Genomic DNA, 17,997 nt, shown 5'->3' on the forward strand with positions numbered 1-17,997 from the left:
TTTTTCCGCTTTTGACGTAGGGCGCGTGAACCCCTCACGCGCCTGCCTCAACCTTCTTTATCTGGAGTTTTGCATGAGCATTGTTCAGCACCTGATCCACGGCGAACTGGTTACAAAGGGCGAGCGCACCGCCGATGTCTTCAACCCTTCCACCGGCCAGGCGGTACGCAAGGTTGAACTGGCCAGCCGCGCGACCGTGCAGGAAGCTATCGATTCTGCCAAGGCTGCCTTCCCGGCTTGGCGCAACACCCCGCCAGCCAAGCGCGCCCAGGTGATGTTCCGCTTCAAGCAACTGCTGGAGCAGAACGAAGCCCGCATCTCGCAGATGATCAGCGAAGAGCACGGCAAGACCCTGGAAGACGCTGCCGGTGAACTGAAGCGTGGCATCGAGAACGTCGAGTTCGCCTGCGCGGCGCCGGAAGTGCTGAAAGGCGAGTACAGCCGCAACGTCGGCCCGAACATCGACGCCTGGTCCGACTTCCAACCGCTGGGTGTGGTCGCTGGTATCACCCCGTTCAACTTCCCGGCCATGGTGCCGCTGTGGATGTACCCGCTGGCCATCGCCTGCGGTAACGCCTTCATCCTCAAGCCCTCCGAGCGTGACCCGAGCTCGACCCTGTTCATCGCCCAGCTGTTGCTGGAGGCTGGCCTGCCGAAGGGCATCCTCAACGTGGTGCACGGTGACAAGGAAGCGGTCGATGCACTGATCGAAGCGCCGGAAGTGAAAGCACTGAGCTTCGTCGGTTCGACCCCGATTGCCGAATACATCTATGCCGAAGGCACCAAGCGCGGCAAGCGCGTGCAGGCCCTGGGTGGTGCGAAGAACCACGCAGTGCTGATGCCCGATGCCGACCTGGATAACGCGGTCAGCGCGCTGATGGGCGCCGCCTACGGCTCGTGCGGCGAGCGTTGCATGGCTATCTCGGTGGCGGTGTGCGTGGGCGACCAGGTTGCCGATGCACTGATCGCCAAGCTGGAACCTCAGATCAAGGCGCTGAAGATTGGTGCCGGCACGTCCTGTGGCCTGGACATGGGTCCGCTGGTGACTGCTGCAGCCCGTGACAAGGTTGTCGGTTACATCGACGATGGCGTTGCCGCTGGCGCCAAGCTGGTGGTGGATGGCCGAGGTTTCCGCGTGGCAGGTAATGAAGATGGCTATTTCGTTGGCGGCACGCTGTTCGACAACGTCACACCGGAGATGCGCATCTACAAGGAAGAGATCTTCGGCCCTGTGCTGTGCGTGGTGCGCGTGAATAGCCTGGAGCAGGCCATGCAGCTGATCAACGATCACGAATACGGCAACGGTACCTGCATCTTCACCCGTGACGGTGAAGCGGCGCGCCTGTTCTGCGACGAGATCGAAGTGGGCATGGTCGGGGTCAACGTACCGCTGCCGGTGCCGGTGGCCTACCACAGCTTCGGTGGCTGGAAGCGCTCGCTGTTTGGCGACCTGCATGCCTATGGCCCGGACGGTGTGCGCTTCTATACCCGTCGCAAGGCAATCACCCAGCGTTGGCCGCAGCGCGCCAGCCATGAGGCGTCGCAGTTTGCCTTCCCTAGCTTGTAAGGGATGAAAAGAAGCGGGGAGGCCGACAGGCCTCCCCGCTTCTTTTCAGCGATATTGAAGTTTCTTGAAATTAAAGGTTGACGCGCTTTCGAATCCCCTTATAATGCGCCCCACTTCCAGCGACATCGGAACGACAAACTCCTTGGAATTCAATGAGTTAAGTAGTTGAGGTGATGTTGGAGGGGCTTCGATCGAAAGATCGATAGCGGTTGAGATGAAGGTTGACAGCGGTTTTAAACGCTGTATTATTCGCCTCCCGCTAGCGAGTGATCGCAGCGAGTCAAGTGTTTGAAGCTAAACGAGTTTCTCGGAAAAAACTTCAAAATAAACGCTTGACAGTAAGTGAGGAAAGCGTAGAATGCGCGCCTCGGTTGAGACGAAAAGCTCTTAACCAAACGCTCTTTAACAAATCGAATCAAGCAATTCGTGTGGGTGCTTGTGAGTACGGACTGATAGTCACAAAGATTATCAGCATCACAAGTGGCCATGCGAGAAATCACATAGTCATTTGAGATTGCTGAGCCAAGTTTAGGGTTTCTTAAAAACCCAAGCAGTATTGAACTGAAGAGTTTGATCATGGCTCAGATTGAACGCTGGCGGCAGGCCTAACACATGCAAGTCGAGCGGATGACGGGAGCTTGCTCCTTGATTCAGCGGCGGACGGGTGAGTAATGCCTAGGAATCTGCCTGGTAGTGGGGGACAACGTTTCGAAAGGAACGCTAATACCGCATACGTCCTACGGGAGAAAGCAGGGGACCTTCGGGCCTTGCGCTATCAGATGAGCCTAGGTCGGATTAGCTAGTTGGTGGGGTAATGGCTCACCAAGGCGACGATCCGTAACTGGTCTGAGAGGATGATCAGTCACACTGGAACTGAGACACGGTCCAGACTCCTACGGGAGGCAGCAGTGGGGAATATTGGACAATGGGCGAAAGCCTGATCCAGCCATGCCGCGTGTGTGAAGAAGGTCTTCGGATTGTAAAGCACTTTAAGTTGGGAGGAAGGGCAGTAAGTTAATACCTTGCTGTTTTGACGTTACCGACAGAATAAGCACCGGCTAACTCTGTGCCAGCAGCCGCGGTAATACAGAGGGTGCAAGCGTTAATCGGAATTACTGGGCGTAAAGCGCGCGTAGGTGGTTTGTTAAGTTGGATGTGAAAGCCCCGGGCTCAACCTGGGAACTGCATCCAAAACTGGCAAGCTAGAGTACGGTAGAGGGTGGTGGAATTTCCTGTGTAGCGGTGAAATGCGTAGATATAGGAAGGAACACCAGTGGCGAAGGCGACCACCTGGACTGATACTGACACTGAGGTGCGAAAGCGTGGGGAGCAAACAGGATTAGATACCCTGGTAGTCCACGCCGTAAACGATGTCAACTAGCCGTTGGAATCCTTGAGATTTTAGTGGCGCAGCTAACGCATTAAGTTGACCGCCTGGGGAGTACGGCCGCAAGGTTAAAACTCAAATGAATTGACGGGGGCCCGCACAAGCGGTGGAGCATGTGGTTTAATTCGAAGCAACGCGAAGAACCTTACCAGGCCTTGACATGCAGAGAACTTTCCAGAGATGGATTGGTGCCTTCGGGAACTCTGACACAGGTGCTGCATGGCTGTCGTCAGCTCGTGTCGTGAGATGTTGGGTTAAGTCCCGTAACGAGCGCAACCCTTGTCCTTAGTTACCAGCACGTTATGGTGGGCACTCTAAGGAGACTGCCGGTGACAAACCGGAGGAAGGTGGGGATGACGTCAAGTCATCATGGCCCTTACGGCCTGGGCTACACACGTGCTACAATGGTCGGTACAGAGGGTTGCCAAGCCGCGAGGTGGAGCTAATCTCACAAAACCGATCGTAGTCCGGATCGCAGTCTGCAACTCGACTGCGTGAAGTCGGAATCGCTAGTAATCGCGAATCAGAATGTCGCGGTGAATACGTTCCCGGGCCTTGTACACACCGCCCGTCACACCATGGGAGTGGGTTGCACCAGAAGTAGCTAGTCTAACCTTCGGGAGGACGGTTACCACGGTGTGATTCATGACTGGGGTGAAGTCGTAACAAGGTAGCCGTAGGGGAACCTGCGGCTGGATCACCTCCTTAATCGACGACATCAGCCTGCTGATGAGCTCCCACACGAATTGCTTGATTCATTGTAAAAGACGATCAAGACCCTATATAGGTCTGTAGCTCAGTTGGTTAGAGCGCACCCCTGATAAGGGTGAGGTCGGCAGTTCAAATCTGCCCAGACCTACCAATATGCGGGGCCATAGCTCAGCTGGGAGAGCGCCTGCCTTGCACGCAGGAGGTCAGCGGTTCGATCCCGCTTGGCTCCACCACTTTGCATCACTGTTCAGAACTTAGAAATGAGCATTCGGTTTGAATGTTGATTTCTGACTTTTGTCAGATCGTTCTTTAAAAATTCGGATATGTGATAGATATAGACTGAACACCAGTTTCACTGCTGGTGGATCAGGCTAAGGTAAAATTTGTGAGTTCTGCTCTTAATTGAGCGAAATGCGAATTTTCGGCGAATGTCGTCTTCACAGTATAACCAGATTGCTTGGGGTTATATGGTCAAGTGAAGAAGCGCATACGGTGGATGCCTTGGCAGTCAGAGGCGATGAAAGACGTGGTAGCCTGCGATAAGCTTTGGGGAGTCGGCAAACAGACTGTGATCCAGAGATCTCTGAATGGGGGAACCCACTCAGCATAAGCTGAGTATCTTGTACTGAATACATAGGTGCAAGAGGCGAACCAGGGGAACTGAAACATCTAAGTACCCTGAGGAAAAGAAATCAACCGAGATTCCCTTAGTAGTGGCGAGCGAACGGGGACCAGCCCTTAAGTTGGTTTGAGATTAGTGGAACGCTCTGGAAAGTGCGGCCATAGTGGGTGATAGCCCCGTACACGAAAATCTCTTATCAATGAAATCGAGTAGGACGGAGCACGAGAAACTTTGTCTGAACATGGGGGGACCATCCTCCAAGGCTAAATACTACTGACTGACCGATAGTGAACCAGTACCGTGAGGGAAAGGCGAAAAGAACCCCGGAGAGGGGAGTGAAATAGAACCTGAAACCGTATGCGTACAAGCAGTGGGAGCCTACTTTGTTAGGTGACTGCGTACCTTTTGTATAATGGGTCAGCGACTTATATTCAGTGGCGAGCTTAACCGAATAGGGGAGGCGTAGCGAAAGCGAGTCTTAATAGGGCGTTTAGTCGCTGGGTATAGACCCGAAACCGGGCGATCTATCCATGGGCAGGTTGAAGGTTAGGTAACACTGACTGGAGGACCGAACCGACTACCGTTGAAAAGTTAGCGGATGACCTGTGGATCGGAGTGAAAGGCTAATCAAGCTCGGAGATAGCTGGTTCTCCTCGAAAGCTATTTAGGTAGCGCCTCATGTATCACTGTAGGGGGTAGAGCACTGTTTCGGCTAGGGGGTCATCCCGACTTACCAAACCGATGCAAACTCCGAATACCTACAAGTGCCGAGCATGGGAGACACACGGCGGGTGCTAACGTCCGTCGTGAAAAGGGAAACAACCCAGACCGTCAGCTAAGGTCCCAAAGTCATGGTTAAGTGGGAAACGATGTGGGAAGGCTTAGACAGCTAGGAGGTTGGCTTAGAAGCAGCCACCCTTTAAAGAAAGCGTAATAGCTCACTAGTCGAGTCGGCCTGCGCGGAAGATGTAACGGGGCTCAAACCATGCACCGAAGCTACGGGTGTCATCTTTGATGACGCGGTAGAGGAGCGTTCTGTAAGCCTGTGAAGGTGAGTTGAGAAGCTTGCTGGAGGTATCAGAAGTGCGAATGCTGACATGAGTAACGACAATGCGAGTGAAAAACTCGCACGCCGAAAGACCAAGGTTTCCTGCGCAACGTTAATCGACGCAGGGTTAGTCGGTCCCTAAGGCGAGGCTGAAAAGCGTAGTCGATGGAAAACAGGTTAATATTCCTGTACTTCCAGTTATTGCGATGGAGGGACGGAGAAGGCTAGGCCAGCTTGGCGTTGGTTGTCCAAGTTTAAGGTGGTAGGCTGAAATCTTAGGCAAATCCGGGATTTCAAGGCCGAGAGCTGATGACGAGTGCTCATTAGAGCGCGAAGTGGTTGATGCCATGCTTCCAAGAAAAGCTCCTAAGCTTCAGATAACTGGGAACCGTACCCCAAACCGACACAGGTGGTTAGGTAGAGAATACCAAGGCGCTTGAGAGAACTCGGGTGAAGGAACTAGGCAAAATGGCACCGTAACTTCGGGAGAAGGTGCGCCGGCGAGGGTGAAGGACTTGCTCCGTAAGCCCATGCCGGTCGAAGATACCAGGCCGCTGCGACTGTTTATTAAAAACACAGCACTCTGCAAACACGAAAGTGGACGTATAGGGTGTGACGCCTGCCCGGTGCCGGAAGGTTAATTGATGGGGTTAGCGCAAGCGAAGCTCTTGATCGAAGCCCCGGTAAACGGCGGCCGTAACTATAACGGTCCTAAGGTAGCGAAATTCCTTGTCGGGTAAGTTCCGACCTGCACGAATGGCGTAACGATGGCGGCGCTGTCTCCACCCGAGACTCAGTGAAATTGAAATCGCTGTGAAGATGCAGTGTATCCGCGGCTAGACGGAAAGACCCCGTGAACCTTTACTATAGCTTTGCACTGGACTTTGAATTTGCTTGTGTAGGATAGGTGGGAGGCTTTGAAGTGGGGACGCCAGTTCTCATGGAGCCATCCTTGAAATACCACCCTGGCAACTTTGAGGTTCTAACTCAGGTCCGTTATCCGGATCGAGGACAGTGTATGGTGGGTAGTTTGACTGGGGCGGTCTCCTCCCAAAGAGTAACGGAGGAGTACGAAGGTGCGCTCAGACCGGTCGGAAATCGGTCGTAGAGTATAAAGGCAAAAGCGCGCTTGACTGCGAGACAAACACGTCGAGCAGGTACGAAAGTAGGTCTTAGTGATCCGGTGGTTCTGTATGGAAGGGCCATCGCTCAACGGATAAAAGGTACTCCGGGGATAACAGGCTGATACCGCCCAAGAGTTCATATCGACGGCGGTGTTTGGCACCTCGATGTCGGCTCATCACATCCTGGGGCTGAAGCCGGTCCCAAGGGTATGGCTGTTCGCCATTTAAAGTGGTACGCGAGCTGGGTTTAGAACGTCGTGAGACAGTTCGGTCCCTATCTGCCGTGGACGTTTGAGATTTGAGAGGGGCTGCTCCTAGTACGAGAGGACCGGAGTGGACGAACCTCTGGTGTTCCGGTTGTCACGCCAGTGGCATTGCCGGGTAGCTATGTTCGGAAGAGATAACCGCTGAAAGCATCTAAGCGGGAAACTTGCCTCAAGATGAGATCTCACTGGGATCTTGAATCCCCTAAAGGGCCGTCGAAGACTACGACGTTGATAGGTTGGGTGTGTAAGCGCTGTGAGGCGTTGAGCTAACCAATACTAATTGCCCGTGAGGCTTGACCATATAACACCCAAGCAATTTGCTAACGCAGATTGCGGTGGTGAAGACGAAAGAACCGAAAGTTCGCAACATCACAAATTCACATATCCGAATTCGCCAAGAGTGTTCAACAGACATTCTGGCTACAGAATTTCTTGACGACCATAGAGCATTGGAACCACCTGATCCCATCCCGAACTCAGTAGTGAAACGATGCATCGCCGATGGTAGTGTGGGGTTTCCCCATGTGAGAGTAGGTCATCGTCAAGATTCATTTCGCAAAACCCCTATCTGCGCATGCAGGTAGGGGTTTTGTCTTTCTGCGTCCCTGCTAGGCATTAGTCATCTCCCACATTTCGAGCTGGGAACACTAGAATAGAGCCGACGTACCTATTCAGAATATCGAGATGCCCGATCCCGTCGAAACACAAGCCCTAGAGCAGTTGCCGCTGGATGAGCTGGTCGCCTGCCACGAGTGCGACCTGCTGATGCGCAAGCCGGTGCTGCAGCATGACGAAAAAGCCCAATGTCCACGCTGTGGCTACGAGCTGTATGCCCACCGGCACAATGTGGTCAACCGTAGCCTGGCCCTTGTGCTCACGGCCTTGCTGCTGTTCGTACCGGCCAACTTCCTGCCCATCATGCAGTTGCACCTGCTCGGCCAGACTTCGGACGATACCGTCTGGAGTGGTGTGCTGGGCCTGTACAACTCAGAGATGCGCGGCGTTGCCGTGGTGGTGTTCCTCTGCAGCATGGCCGTTCCGCTGCTCAAACTGCTGTGCCAGTTGGCCGTGTTGCTGAGCATCCGCCTGAATGTGGGGCGTGATTATGGGCTGGTGTTCTACCGCTTTTATCACCACCTGCGTGACTGGGGCATGCTCGAGGTCTACTTCATGGGCGTGCTGGTGGCGATCGTCAAGCTCGTGGACCTGGCCGAACTGACCATTGGCCTGGGCTTGTTCTGTTTCATCAGCCTGTTACTGGTCCAGGTCTGGCTCGAAGTAGTGATGTCGCCACATCAGATCTGGAGTGCGTTGTCGGGGGAGGATCTCCATGCGGGCGATTGATGCAGGCATCCTGGTCTGCAATGAATGTCATGAACTGAACCGCCAGGATGTCGAAAGCGACTCGCAGACCTGCACGCGCTGCGGCGCCATCGTGCACGCGCGGCGGCCCAACAGCATTATCCGTACCTGGGCATTGCTGATCACCGCCTCGATCCTGTACATCCCGGCCAACCTGCTGCCGATCATGACTATCAGCACCTTGGGGCAGGGCAGCGGCGACACCATCATGTCCGGCGTCATCACCTTGCTCAAGCACGGCATGGTGCCAATCGCCGCCGTGGTGTTCATTGCCAGCATCCTGGTGCCCACCTTCAAGCTGGTGGGCATCGGTCTGTTGCTGTATTCGGTCCAGCGCCGCCAACCGCTGTCGGCAAGGCAACGGATACTGATGTACCGCTTCATCGAGTTCATAGGGCGCTGGTCCATGCTGGACATCTTCGTCATTGCAATTCTGGTGGCGGTGGTGAATTTCGGTCGTATCGCCAGTGTCGAAGCCAACCTGGGCGCTGTCGCCTTCGCAACTGTGGTGATCCTCACGATGCTTGCTGCTTTAACTTTCGATCCCCGACTGATCTGGGATAACACGGAGTCGGATGACGACCATGAGTGACATGCCAACGGCTAAAACCCGCCCTGCCTCGAACTGGTCGGCCATTTGGATCCTGCCGCTAATCGCGCTGATGATCGGTGGCTGGCTGGCCTGGCAGGCCTACCGCGATGCTGGCGTCGAGATCGAGGTGCGCTTCGAGACTGGCGAAGGCATCGTCGCCAACAAGACTGAGGTGATCTACAAAGGCATGTCGGTCGGCAAGGTCACGAAGCTGGTGCTCGATGCCCAGGGCGACAACCAGGGAGTGATCGCCACCATCGAGATGAACAAGGCCGCCGAGCCGCACCTGACCAAAGGCACGCGATTCTGGCTGGTCAAGCCAAGTGTCAGCCTGGCCGGTATCTCGGGCCTGGAAACACTGGTATCCGGCAATTACATCGCTGTCAGCCCAGGTGAAGGCGAGCGGACCAAGCGCTTTACCGCACTAAAGGTCGCGCCACCCCTGTCCGACACCGAGCCAGGCCTGCACCTGACCCTCAAGGCTGAACGCCTGGGTTCGCTCAATCGGGACAGCCCGGTGTTCTACAAGCAGATCCAGGTTGGCCGGGTGAAAAGCTATCGCCTGTCCGATGACCAGAGCACGGTTGAAGTCAAAGTGTTTATCGAGCCAGCCTACGCTAGCCTGGTGCGCAAGCACACGCGTTTCTGGAATGCCAGCGGCATCAGCATCGACGCTGATCTGTCGGGTGTAAAGGTGCGCAGCGAGTCGCTGTCGAGCATTGTGGCGGGGGGTATCGCTTTCGCCACCCCGGAGTATCGCAAGGACAGCCCACCGACCGACCCGAGCCTGCCGTTCCGCTTGTATGAAGACTTCGATGCGGCCCAGGCGGGTATCCGTGTCAAAGTGAAGTTGAGCGACTACGAAGGTTTACAGGCCGGTCGTACACCAGTCATGTACAAGGGTATTCAGGTCGGCTCGTTGAAAACCCTGAAGATGGAAGACAACCTGGCCAGCGCCACGGCCGAGCTGACGCTGGACCCGCTCACTGAAGACTATCTGGTCGATGGCACGCAGTTCTGGGTGGTCAAGCCGTCGATTTCTCTGGCCGGTATCACTGGCCTGGAAGCGTTGGTCAAAGGTAACTACATTGCCATTCGCCCAGGCGAGAAGGGCGCCAAGCCACAGCGCGAGTTCGAGGCCCGGCCCAAGGCCCCGCCGCTGGACCTGAAGGCGCCAGGTCTGCACATGGTGCTGTTCGCCGATACCCTGGGTTCTCTGGAGATCGGCAGCCCGGTGATGTATCGCCAAGTGAAGGTCGGTAGCGTGCAGAGCTACCAGTTTGCCCGTAACAGCAAGCGGATCCTGATTGGTGTGCACATCGAAAAGGAATACGAAAACCTGGTCAACGGCTCTTCGCGCTTCTGGAACGTCAGCGGTATTACCCTGACCGGTGGCCTTTCGGGTATCAAGATCAAGAGTGAGTCACTGCAGACCCTGATGGCCGGCGGTATCGCCTTCGATACGCCCACGCCCAATGTTGCGCTCAAGCGCCGTATCCCACGCTTCCGCCTGCTGGAGAGCCAGGAGGCGGTGAACCGTACCGGTACCCTGGTCACAATTCGGGTAGACCGTGCCGACGGCCTCAAGCCGGGTACGCCAATCCGCTTCCGTGGCCTGGATGTGGGTAGCGTCGAGAGCGTGGACCTGACAAAAGACTTGCAGGCGGTACTGCTGCGAGCACGTATCACCGAAGCGGCTGATCGCATTGTCCGTGCAGGCACGCAGTTCTGGGTGGTCAAGCCGGCGCTTGGGCTGGTGCGTACAGAGAACCTCGATACCTTGATTGGTGGGCAGTACATCGAAGTGCAGCCAGCGGCGAAGGACAAGGGGCCACAGCGTGATTTCATTGCGCTGGGCGAGGCACCTGAAATTGTCGGAGAGGAAGTAGGACTGCCGTTGACCCTGAGTGCGCCGCGGCGTGGTTCGATCAAGCCGGGGGTGCCTGTTACCTATCGCGAGGTGGCGGTGGGCAAGGTGACCGGATTCGAGCTGGGTCAGACTGCGGATCGCGTGTTGATCCACATTCTGATCGAGCCGCGTTATGCCGCCCTGGTGCGCGGAGGCAGCCGGTTCTGGAACAGCAGTGGCTTCGGCTTTGACTGGGGGCTGTTCAAGGGCGCCACGGTGCGTACCGAGTCGCTGCAGACGCTCATCGATGGCGGTATTGCTTTCGCCACGCCTGAAGGCGAGCAAATGGGCAACCCGGCACGGCCGCAGCAGACCTTCGCCTTGTTCGACAAGCCCGAAGATGCCTGGCTGCAGTGGGCGCCGAAGATCCAGATCGCCAAGTGATAGTGAGCAGGGCCGCCAAGCGCGGCCCTGCTTTTGTGGGATTGCACAAATTGCAGGCATAAAAAAACCGACCCTAGGGTCGGTTTTTTCGACAAGCGTCGCTTAGGCAGCTGCAGCTTCTTTCAGCGCCTTGATGTGGCCATTCAGACGGCCTTTGTGGCGAGCAGCTTTGTTCTTGTGGATGATACCTTTGTCGGCCATACGGTCGATTACAGGTACAGCCAGAACGTAAGCGGCTTGCGCTTTTTCGGCGTCTTTTGCGTCGATGGCTTTAACTACATTCTTGATGTAGGTGCGGACCATGGAACGCAGGCTGGCGTTGTGGCTGCGACGCTTCTCAGCCTGTTTTGCACGTTTCTTGGCGGAAGGTGTGTTGGCCACCGTCGAGCTCCTCGAAAGACTTTAGGTAAATAGCAAACAAAATAGGCCGCGAATCATGCCGATGAGTCGACCGGATGTCAAGGCCACCTGCAGGGTTCCGCCGAGTGGTGCAGCAACAGGCGGGAAATATTCCTTTCTGCCGTGCTACCTGTAAACTCGGGAATTTTTGGCTCCCCTGCGAAGGCGCGGGAGTATCGCACATTCGGACGCTGTCTGGCAGCGCCCTCTGTCTCTGGCGTGAATCTTTTCGATGAATCTGCTCAAATCCTTGGCTGCAGTCAGCTCCATCACCATGATTTCGCGGGTGCTGGGCTTCGTGCGCGACACCATCCTGGCCCGTGTTTTCGGGGCCGGTATCGCCACCGACGCCTTCTTCATCGCCTTCAAGCTGCCCAACCTGCTGCGGCGGATCTTTGCCGAAGGGGCATTCTCCCAGGCGTTCGTGCCGATTCTGGCCGAGTACAAGACCCAGCAGGGCGAGGAGGCGACACGGACCTTCATCGCCTACGTCAGCGGCCTGCTGACCCTGGTGCTGGCCCTGGTCACGGCGGTTGGCATCCTCGCCGCGCCGTGGGTGGTCTGGGCCACCGCCCCGGGCTTTGTCGACAGTGCCGAGAAGTACGCGTTGACCACGGACCTGCTGCGGGTGACGTTCCCTTATATATTGCTGATCTCGCTGTCGTCCCTGGCCGGTGCGATCCTCAATACCTGGAACCGCTTTTCGGTCCCGGCGTTCACCCCGACCCTGCTCAACGTGGCGATGATCATCTTCGCCGTGCTGCTGACGCCGTACTTCAACCCACCGATCATGGCCCTGGCCTGGGGCGTGCTGGCCGGTGGCCTGGCGCAGTTGCTGTACCAGCTGCCAGCGCTGAAGAAGATCGGCATGCTCGTGCTGCCACGCCTCAACCTGCGTGACGCAGGCGTATGGCGGGTGCTCAAGCAGATGCTGCCGGCGATCCTCGGGGTGTCGGTGAGCCAGATCTCGCTGATCATCAACACCATCTTCGCCTCGTTCCTGGTGGCGGGCTCGGTGTCGTGGATGTATTACGCCGACCGCCTCATGGAGCTGCCTTCGGGGGTGCTGGGCGTTGCCCTGGGCACAATCCTGCTGCCGACCCTGGCCAAGACCTACGCCAACAAGGACCGTGAGGAGTATTCGCGGATCATGGACTGGGGCCTGCGCCTGTGCTTCCTGCTGGTGCTGCCATGCACCCTGGCCCTGGCGATCCTCGCCGAGCCGCTGACCGTGGCACTGTTCCAATATGGCAAGTTCAGCGCCTTCGACGCCGCGATGACCCAGCGCGCGCTGATCGCCTATTCGGTTGGCCTGCTGGCGATCATCCTGGTCAAGGTACTGGCACCGGGCTTCTACGCGCAGCAGAATATCCGTACGCCGGTGAAGATCGCGATTTTCACCCTGGTCTGCACCCAGCTGTTCAACCTGGCGCTGATCGGCCCGCTGCAGCATGCCGGCCTGGCCCTGGCGATCAGCCTGGGTGCCTGCCTGAACGCGGGCCTGCTGTTCTGGAAGCTGCGCAGCCAGCAATTGTTCCAGCCGCAACCGGGCTGGGCGATGTACCTGCTCAAGCTGGTGCTGGCAGTGACCCTGATGGCAGCGGTGCTGCTGGTGGGCATGCACTACCTGCCGGCCTGGGAGCAGGGCAACATGCTTGAACGGTTTCTGCGCCTCGGTGCGTTGATCGCGGCGGGTGTGGTGACCTATTTCGGTTGCCTGTACCTGTGTGGTTTCCGGCCCCGGCATTTCGCCCGCAAGGCCCTGCATTGAGGTAGAAGGCGGGTCAGGCGTCGGTTTTTCGCATTCCACGCCATCCCTTAGCGCTGCTGCCTGTCACCAGCGCCCGGGTGTGGTTATAATCGGCCACTTTATGAGCAAGAAGCGCGTTATGCAGCTGGTTCGAGGTCTTCACAACCTGCGCCCCGAGCACCGGGGCTGTGTCGCCACCATTGGCAACTTCGACGGGGTTCACCGCGGCCACCAGGCAATCCTGGCGCGCCTGCGCGAGCGCGGCCAGGCATTGGGCCTGCCGACCTGCGTGGTGATCTTCGAACCGCAGCCGCGCGAGTACTTCGCCCCGGACACCGCACCCGCCCGCCTGGCGCGCCTGCGCGACAAGGTCGAACTGCTGGCCGCCGAAGGTATCGACCGGGTGCTGTGCCTGGCGTTCAATCAGCGCCTGAGCAAACTCAGTGCCGATGCGTTCGTCAAGGCGATCCTGGTCGATGGCCTGGGTGTGCGCCACCTCGAAGTAGGCGACGACTTCCGCTTCGGCTGCGACCGTGCCGGCGACTTTGCCTTCCTGGTCGCTGCCGGCGAGCAGTACGGGTTTACCGTCGAAGCCGCCAACACGGTGATCCAGGACGGCCTGCGGGTCAGCAGCACCGAGGTGCGCAAGGCGCTATCCGAAGGCAACTTCGAGCTGGCCGAGCACCTGCTGGGCCGCCCATACCGCATTACCGGCCGTGTGCTGCATGGCCAGAAGCTGGCTCGCCAGCTGGGCACGCCGACCGCCAACATCCAGCTCAAACGCCGCCGTGTGCCGCTGTCCGGTGTCTATCTGGCCAGCATCGAGATCGACGGCAAGGCGTGGCCGGGTGTCGGCAACATCGGGGTGCGCCCCACCGTGGCCGGCGACGGCCGCCCGCACCTCGAGATTCATCTACTTGATTATGCCGGCGATCTGTATGGCCGGCGCCTGACGGTGGAATTCCACCACAAGCTGCGTGAAGAGCAGCGATTCGCCTCCCTGGAGGCGCTGAAGTCGGCGATCGATGCGGATATCGCCGCCGCACGTGCACATTGGCACGCTCAACCGCTAACGAAGAGCCTGAAATGACCGACTACAAAGCCACGCTAAACCTTCCGGACACCGCCTTCCCCATGAAGGCCGGCCTGCCTCAGCGCGAACCGCAGATCCTGCAGCGCTGGGACAGCATTGGCCTGTACCAGAAGCTGCGCGAAATTGGCAAGGATCGTCCGAAGTTCGTCCTGCACGACGGCCCGCCCTATGCCAACGGCAAAATTCACATCGGTCATGCGCTGAACAAGATCCTCAAGGACATGATCGTCCGTTCCAAGACCCTGTCCGGCTTCGACGCGCCGTATGTACCAGGCTGGGACTGCCACGGGTTGCCGATCGAGCACAAGGTCGAGGTCACCCACGGCAAGCACCTGACTGCCGACCGCACCCGCGAGCTGTGCCGCGAGTACGCCGCCGAGCAGATCGAAGGGCAGAAGACCGAGTTCATCCGCCTGGGCGTGCTGGGTGACTGGGACAACCCGTACAAGACCATGAACTTCGCCAACGAGGCCGGTGAAATCCGTGCCCTGGCCGAGATGGTCAAGCAAGGTTTCGTGTTCAAGGGCCTCAAGCCTGTGAACTGGTGTTTCGATTGCGGTTCGGCGCTGGCTGAAGCCGAAGTTGAATACGCCGACAAGCAGTCTCAGACGCTTGACGTCGCCTTCCCGATTTCCGAAGCCGATGCTGGCAAGCTGGCAGCCGCCTTTGGCTTGGCCAGCTTGGCCAAGCCGACGTCAATGGTTATCTGGACCACCACACCCTGGACGATTCCGGCCAACCAGGCGCTGAGCGTCCACGCTGATTTCAGCTATGCCCTTGTAGATGCAGGTGACCGCCTGCTAGTGCTGGCGGAGGAGTTGGTAGCATCCTGCCTCAAGCGCTATGGCCGAGAAGGGCAGGTGATCGCCCGTGCGCCTGGATCGGCGCTGGAGCTCATCAATTTCCGTCACCCGTTCTATGATCGCAATTCGCCGGTATACCTGGCCGACTACGTAGAACTCAGCGCCGGTACGGGCATCGTTCACACCTCGCCATCCTACGGCGAAGATGACTTCGTCACCTGCAAGCGCTACGGCATGCACAATGATGAAATCCTCACTCCCGTACAGAGCAACGGCGTGTACGTGCCGTCGCTGGAGTTCTTCGGTGGTCAGTTCATCTTCAAGGCGGGCCCAGCTATCGTCGACAAGCTGCGAGAAGTCGACGCGCTGATGCATACCGAAACTATTAAGCACAGCTACATGCACTGCTGGCGCCACAAGACCCCGCTGATCTACCGCGCCACCGCGCAATGGTTCGTCGGCATGGACAAGCAGCCGAGCACCGGCGAGCCGCTGCGCGAGCGTGCCCTGAAAGCCATCGAAGACACCAAGTTCGTCCCGGCCTGGGGCCAGGCGCGCCTGCACTCGATGATCGCCAACCGCCCGGACTGGTGCATCTCGCGTCAGCGCAACTGGGGCGTACCGATTCCGTTCTTCCTGCACAAGCAGACCGGCGAGCTGCATCCGCGCACCGTCGAGCTGATGGAAGCGGTAGCCAAGCGCGTCGAGCAAGAGGGCATCGAAGCCTGGTTCAAGCTGGACGCCGCCGAACTGCTGGGTGACGAAGCCGGCCAGTACGACAAGATCGCCGATACCCTGGACGTCTGGTTCGACTCCGGTACCACTCACTGGCACGTGCTGCGTGGCTCGCACGACATCGGCCACGCCACCGGCCCGCGCGCCGACCTGTACCTGGAAGGCTCCGACCAGCACCGCGGCTGGTTCCACTCCTCCTTGCTGACCGGTTGCGCCATCGACGGTCACGCGCCGTACCGCGAACTGCTGACCCACGGCTTCACCGTGGACGAAAGCGGCCGCAAGATGTCCAAATCGCTGGGCAACACCATCGAGCCGGAGAAGGTCAACAACACCCTGGGTGCCGACATCCTGCGCCTGTGGGTTTCCGCGACCGACTACTCGGGCGAGATGGCTGTTTCCGAGCAGATCCTGCAGCGCAGCGCCGACGCTTACCGGCGTATCCGCAATACCGCGCGTTTCCTGCTCTCCAACCTGTCCGGCTTCGACCCGGCCCGTGACCTGCTGCAGCCGGAAGAAATGATCGCCCTGGACCGCTGGGCGGTGGACCGTACCTTGCTGCTGCAGCGCGAGCTGGAAGAGCACTACGGCGAATACCGCTTCTGGAACGTCTACTCGAAGATCCACAACTTCTGCGTGCAGGAGCTGGGCGGCTTCTACCTCGACATCATCAAGGACCGCCAGTACACCACCGGCGCCAACAGTGTCGCCCGCCGTTCCTGCCAGACCGCGCTGTACCACATCAGCGAGGCGCTGGTGCGCTGGATCGCGCCGATCCTGGCGTTCACCGCCGACGAAATCTGGCAGTACCTGCCGGGCGAGCGCAACGAATCGGTGATGCTCAACGGCTGGTACCAGGGCCTGACCGAGCTGCCGGAAGGCACCGAGCTGGACCGCGCCTACTGGGACCGCGTAATGGCCGTGAAGGCCGCAGTCAACAAGGAACTGGAAAACCAGCGTACCGCCAAGGTCATCGGCGGCAACCTGCAGGCCGAAGTCACCCTGTTCGCCGAGGAAGGCCTGAGCGCCGACCTGAGCAAGCTGGGCGACGAGCTGCGCTTCGTGCTGATCACCTCGGCCGCCAGCGTGGTGCCATTCGCCCAGGCGCCGGCCGAAGCCGTGGCCACCGAAGTCGAAGGTCTCAAGCTGCAGGTGGTCAAGTCCGGTCACGTCAAGTGCGGCCGTTGCTGGCACTTCCGCGCCGACGTCGGCAGCCACCCGGAGCACCCGGAAATCTGCGGTCGTTGCGTCGACAACCTGACCGGCTCGGGTGAGGTGCGCCACTATGCCTAACCCTGCAGCAGGGCGCTTCGGGCGCCTTGCATGGCTGTGGCTGAGCTTGCTGGTCTTGGTCCTCGACCAGGCCACCAAGTTGTATTTCAACAACGCCCTGACCATGTACCAGCAGATCGTCGTCATCCCTGACTACTTCAGCTGGACCCTGGCCTACAACACCGGTGCTGCCTTCAGCTTCCTCGCCGATGGCGCCGGCTGGCAGCGCTGGCTGTTCGCCCTGATTGCGGTGGTGGTGAGTGCAGTGCTGGTGGTCTGGCTCAAGCGCCTGGGGCGCGGTGAAACCTGGCTGGCGGTGGCGTTGGCACTGGTACTGGGCGGTGCGATCGGCAACCTGTACGACCGCATCGTGCTCGGCCATGTGGTCGACTTCATCCTGGTGCACTGGCAGAACCGTCATTACTTCCCGGCCTTCAACCTGGCCGACAGCGCCATCACCGTTGGTGCGGTGATGCTGGCGCTGGATATGTTCAAGAGCAAGAAGTCCGAGGATCCGGTCCATGACTGACACCCGTATCGGCCAGAACACCGAAGTCACCCTGCACTTCGCGCTGCACCTGGAAAACGGCGACACCGTCGACAGTACGTTCGACAAGGCCCCGGCCACCTTCAAGGTCGGCGACGGCAACCTGCTGCCAGGCTTCGAGAGCGCGTTGTTCGGCTTCAAGGCCGGTGACAAGCGCACCGTGGTGGTGGCCCCGGAGAACGCCTTCGGCCAGCCCAACCCTCAGAACGTGCAAGTCATGCCACGGTCCCAGTTCGAGGGCATGGAGTTGTCCGAAGGACTGCTGATCATCTTCAACGACGCCGCCAACACCGAGCTGCCGGGTGTGGTCAAAGCGTTCGATGACAATCAGGTGACCATCGACTTCAATCACCCACTGGCTGGCAAGACCCTGACCTTCGAGGTGGAGATCCTCGAGGTCAAGGCCCTGTAGGCCTGGAGCCGAAC

At 58.4% G+C, this 17,997-nt stretch carries 10 protein-coding genes, 2 tRNA genes and 3 rRNA genes; 14 read left to right on the plus strand and 1 reads right to left on the minus strand.

Annotation, left to right across the window (positions count from 1 at the left end; translation table 11 throughout):
- The first annotated feature begins 73 nt into the window (after positions 1–73).
- The 9 genes from ACOKS3_RS03305 (at position 74) to ACOKS3_RS03345 (ending at position 10,972) form a co-directional block, all read left to right on the plus strand.
- The gene (locus ACOKS3_RS03305) at positions 74–1,567 is read left to right on the plus strand and encodes a CoA-acylating methylmalonate-semialdehyde dehydrogenase (RefSeq protein ID WP_079229826.1); all 1,494 of its coding nucleotides are present in this window, start codon (positions 74–76) and stop codon (positions 1,565–1,567) included.
- Positions 1,568–2,125: 558 nt separating this feature from the next.
- Positions 2,126–3,662: ribosomal RNA gene (locus ACOKS3_RS03310) — 16S ribosomal RNA — on the plus strand.
- Positions 3,663–3,739: 77 nt separating this feature from the next.
- Positions 3,740–3,816, plus strand: a tRNA-Ile gene (locus tag ACOKS3_RS03315).
- 6 nt (positions 3,817–3,822) lie between these two features.
- Positions 3,823–3,898: transfer RNA gene (locus ACOKS3_RS03320), tRNA-Ala, on the plus strand.
- Between the two features lie 236 nt (positions 3,899–4,134).
- Positions 4,135–7,026 (plus strand): 23S ribosomal RNA (locus ACOKS3_RS03325).
- A 130-nt stretch (positions 7,027–7,156) separates the two neighbouring features.
- A 5S ribosomal RNA gene (gene rrf / locus ACOKS3_RS03330) occupies positions 7,157–7,272 on the plus strand.
- Together the 16S, 23S and 5S rRNA genes with 2 tRNA genes alongside form the textbook arrangement of a ribosomal RNA operon.
- A 137-nt stretch (positions 7,273–7,409) precedes the next feature.
- Positions 7,410–8,069 (plus strand): paraquat-inducible protein A, encoded by a 660-nt coding sequence (locus ACOKS3_RS03335; RefSeq protein ID WP_103445790.1) that lies wholly within the window; start codon positions 7,410–7,412, stop codon positions 8,067–8,069.
- Positions 8,056–8,679: a paraquat-inducible protein A gene (locus ACOKS3_RS03340; protein ID WP_103445789.1), complete on the plus strand. Its 624-nt coding sequence runs from the start codon at positions 8,056–8,058 to the stop codon at positions 8,677–8,679. Before ACOKS3_RS03335 ends, ACOKS3_RS03340 begins: the two co-directional genes overlap by 14 nt.
- A complete protein-coding gene (locus ACOKS3_RS03345; protein ID WP_103445788.1) occupies positions 8,672–10,972 on the plus strand; it encodes a PqiB family protein in 2,301 nt (766 codons plus the stop codon). Before ACOKS3_RS03340 ends, ACOKS3_RS03345 begins: the two co-directional genes overlap by 8 nt.
- Before the next feature lie 102 nt (positions 10,973–11,074).
- On the opposite strand, the gene rpsT is transcribed toward ACOKS3_RS03345, so the two are convergent.
- Positions 11,075–11,353: a 30S ribosomal protein S20 gene (gene rpsT, locus ACOKS3_RS03350; RefSeq protein WP_003247625.1), complete on the minus strand. Its 279-nt coding sequence runs from the start codon at positions 11,351–11,353 to the stop codon at positions 11,075–11,077.
- A 250-nt stretch (positions 11,354–11,603) separates the two neighbouring features.
- Here rpsT and murJ point away from each other — a divergent pair, with 250 nt between their 5' ends.
- From murJ to fkpB, 5 genes are all read left to right on the plus strand, one after another.
- Positions 11,604–13,142 (plus strand): murein biosynthesis integral membrane protein MurJ, encoded by a 1,539-nt coding sequence (gene murJ / locus ACOKS3_RS03355; RefSeq protein ID WP_103445787.1) that lies wholly within the window; start codon positions 11,604–11,606, stop codon positions 13,140–13,142.
- A gap of 118 nt (positions 13,143–13,260) precedes the next feature.
- Positions 13,261–14,211, plus strand: coding sequence for a bifunctional riboflavin kinase/FAD synthetase (gene ribF, locus ACOKS3_RS03360; RefSeq protein ID WP_103445786.1), 951 nt, complete (start codon positions 13,261–13,263; stop codon positions 14,209–14,211).
- Positions 14,208–17,045: an isoleucine--tRNA ligase gene (gene ileS / locus ACOKS3_RS03365; protein WP_103445785.1), complete on the plus strand. Its 2,838-nt coding sequence runs from the start codon at positions 14,208–14,210 to the stop codon at positions 17,043–17,045. Before ribF ends, ileS begins: the two co-directional genes overlap by 4 nt.
- On the plus strand, positions 17,038–17,553 hold the full coding sequence (gene lspA / locus ACOKS3_RS03370) for a signal peptidase II (RefSeq protein WP_054886101.1): 516 nt from the start codon (positions 17,038–17,040) through the stop codon (positions 17,551–17,553). The genes ileS and lspA overlap by 8 nt, the downstream gene beginning before the upstream one ends.
- Entirely contained in the window at positions 17,546–17,983 is a 438-nt protein-coding gene (fkpB, locus tag ACOKS3_RS03375) for an FKBP-type peptidyl-prolyl cis-trans isomerase (RefSeq protein ID WP_103445784.1), read from the plus strand. Before lspA ends, fkpB begins: the two co-directional genes overlap by 8 nt.
- Positions 17,984–17,997 lie beyond the last annotated feature (14 nt).

Source organism: Pseudomonas sp. HS6-2 (assembly GCF_049325675.2).
In the GTDB taxonomy this organism is placed as follows: Bacteria; Pseudomonadota; Gammaproteobacteria; order Pseudomonadales; family Pseudomonadaceae; genus Aquipseudomonas; species Aquipseudomonas putida_N.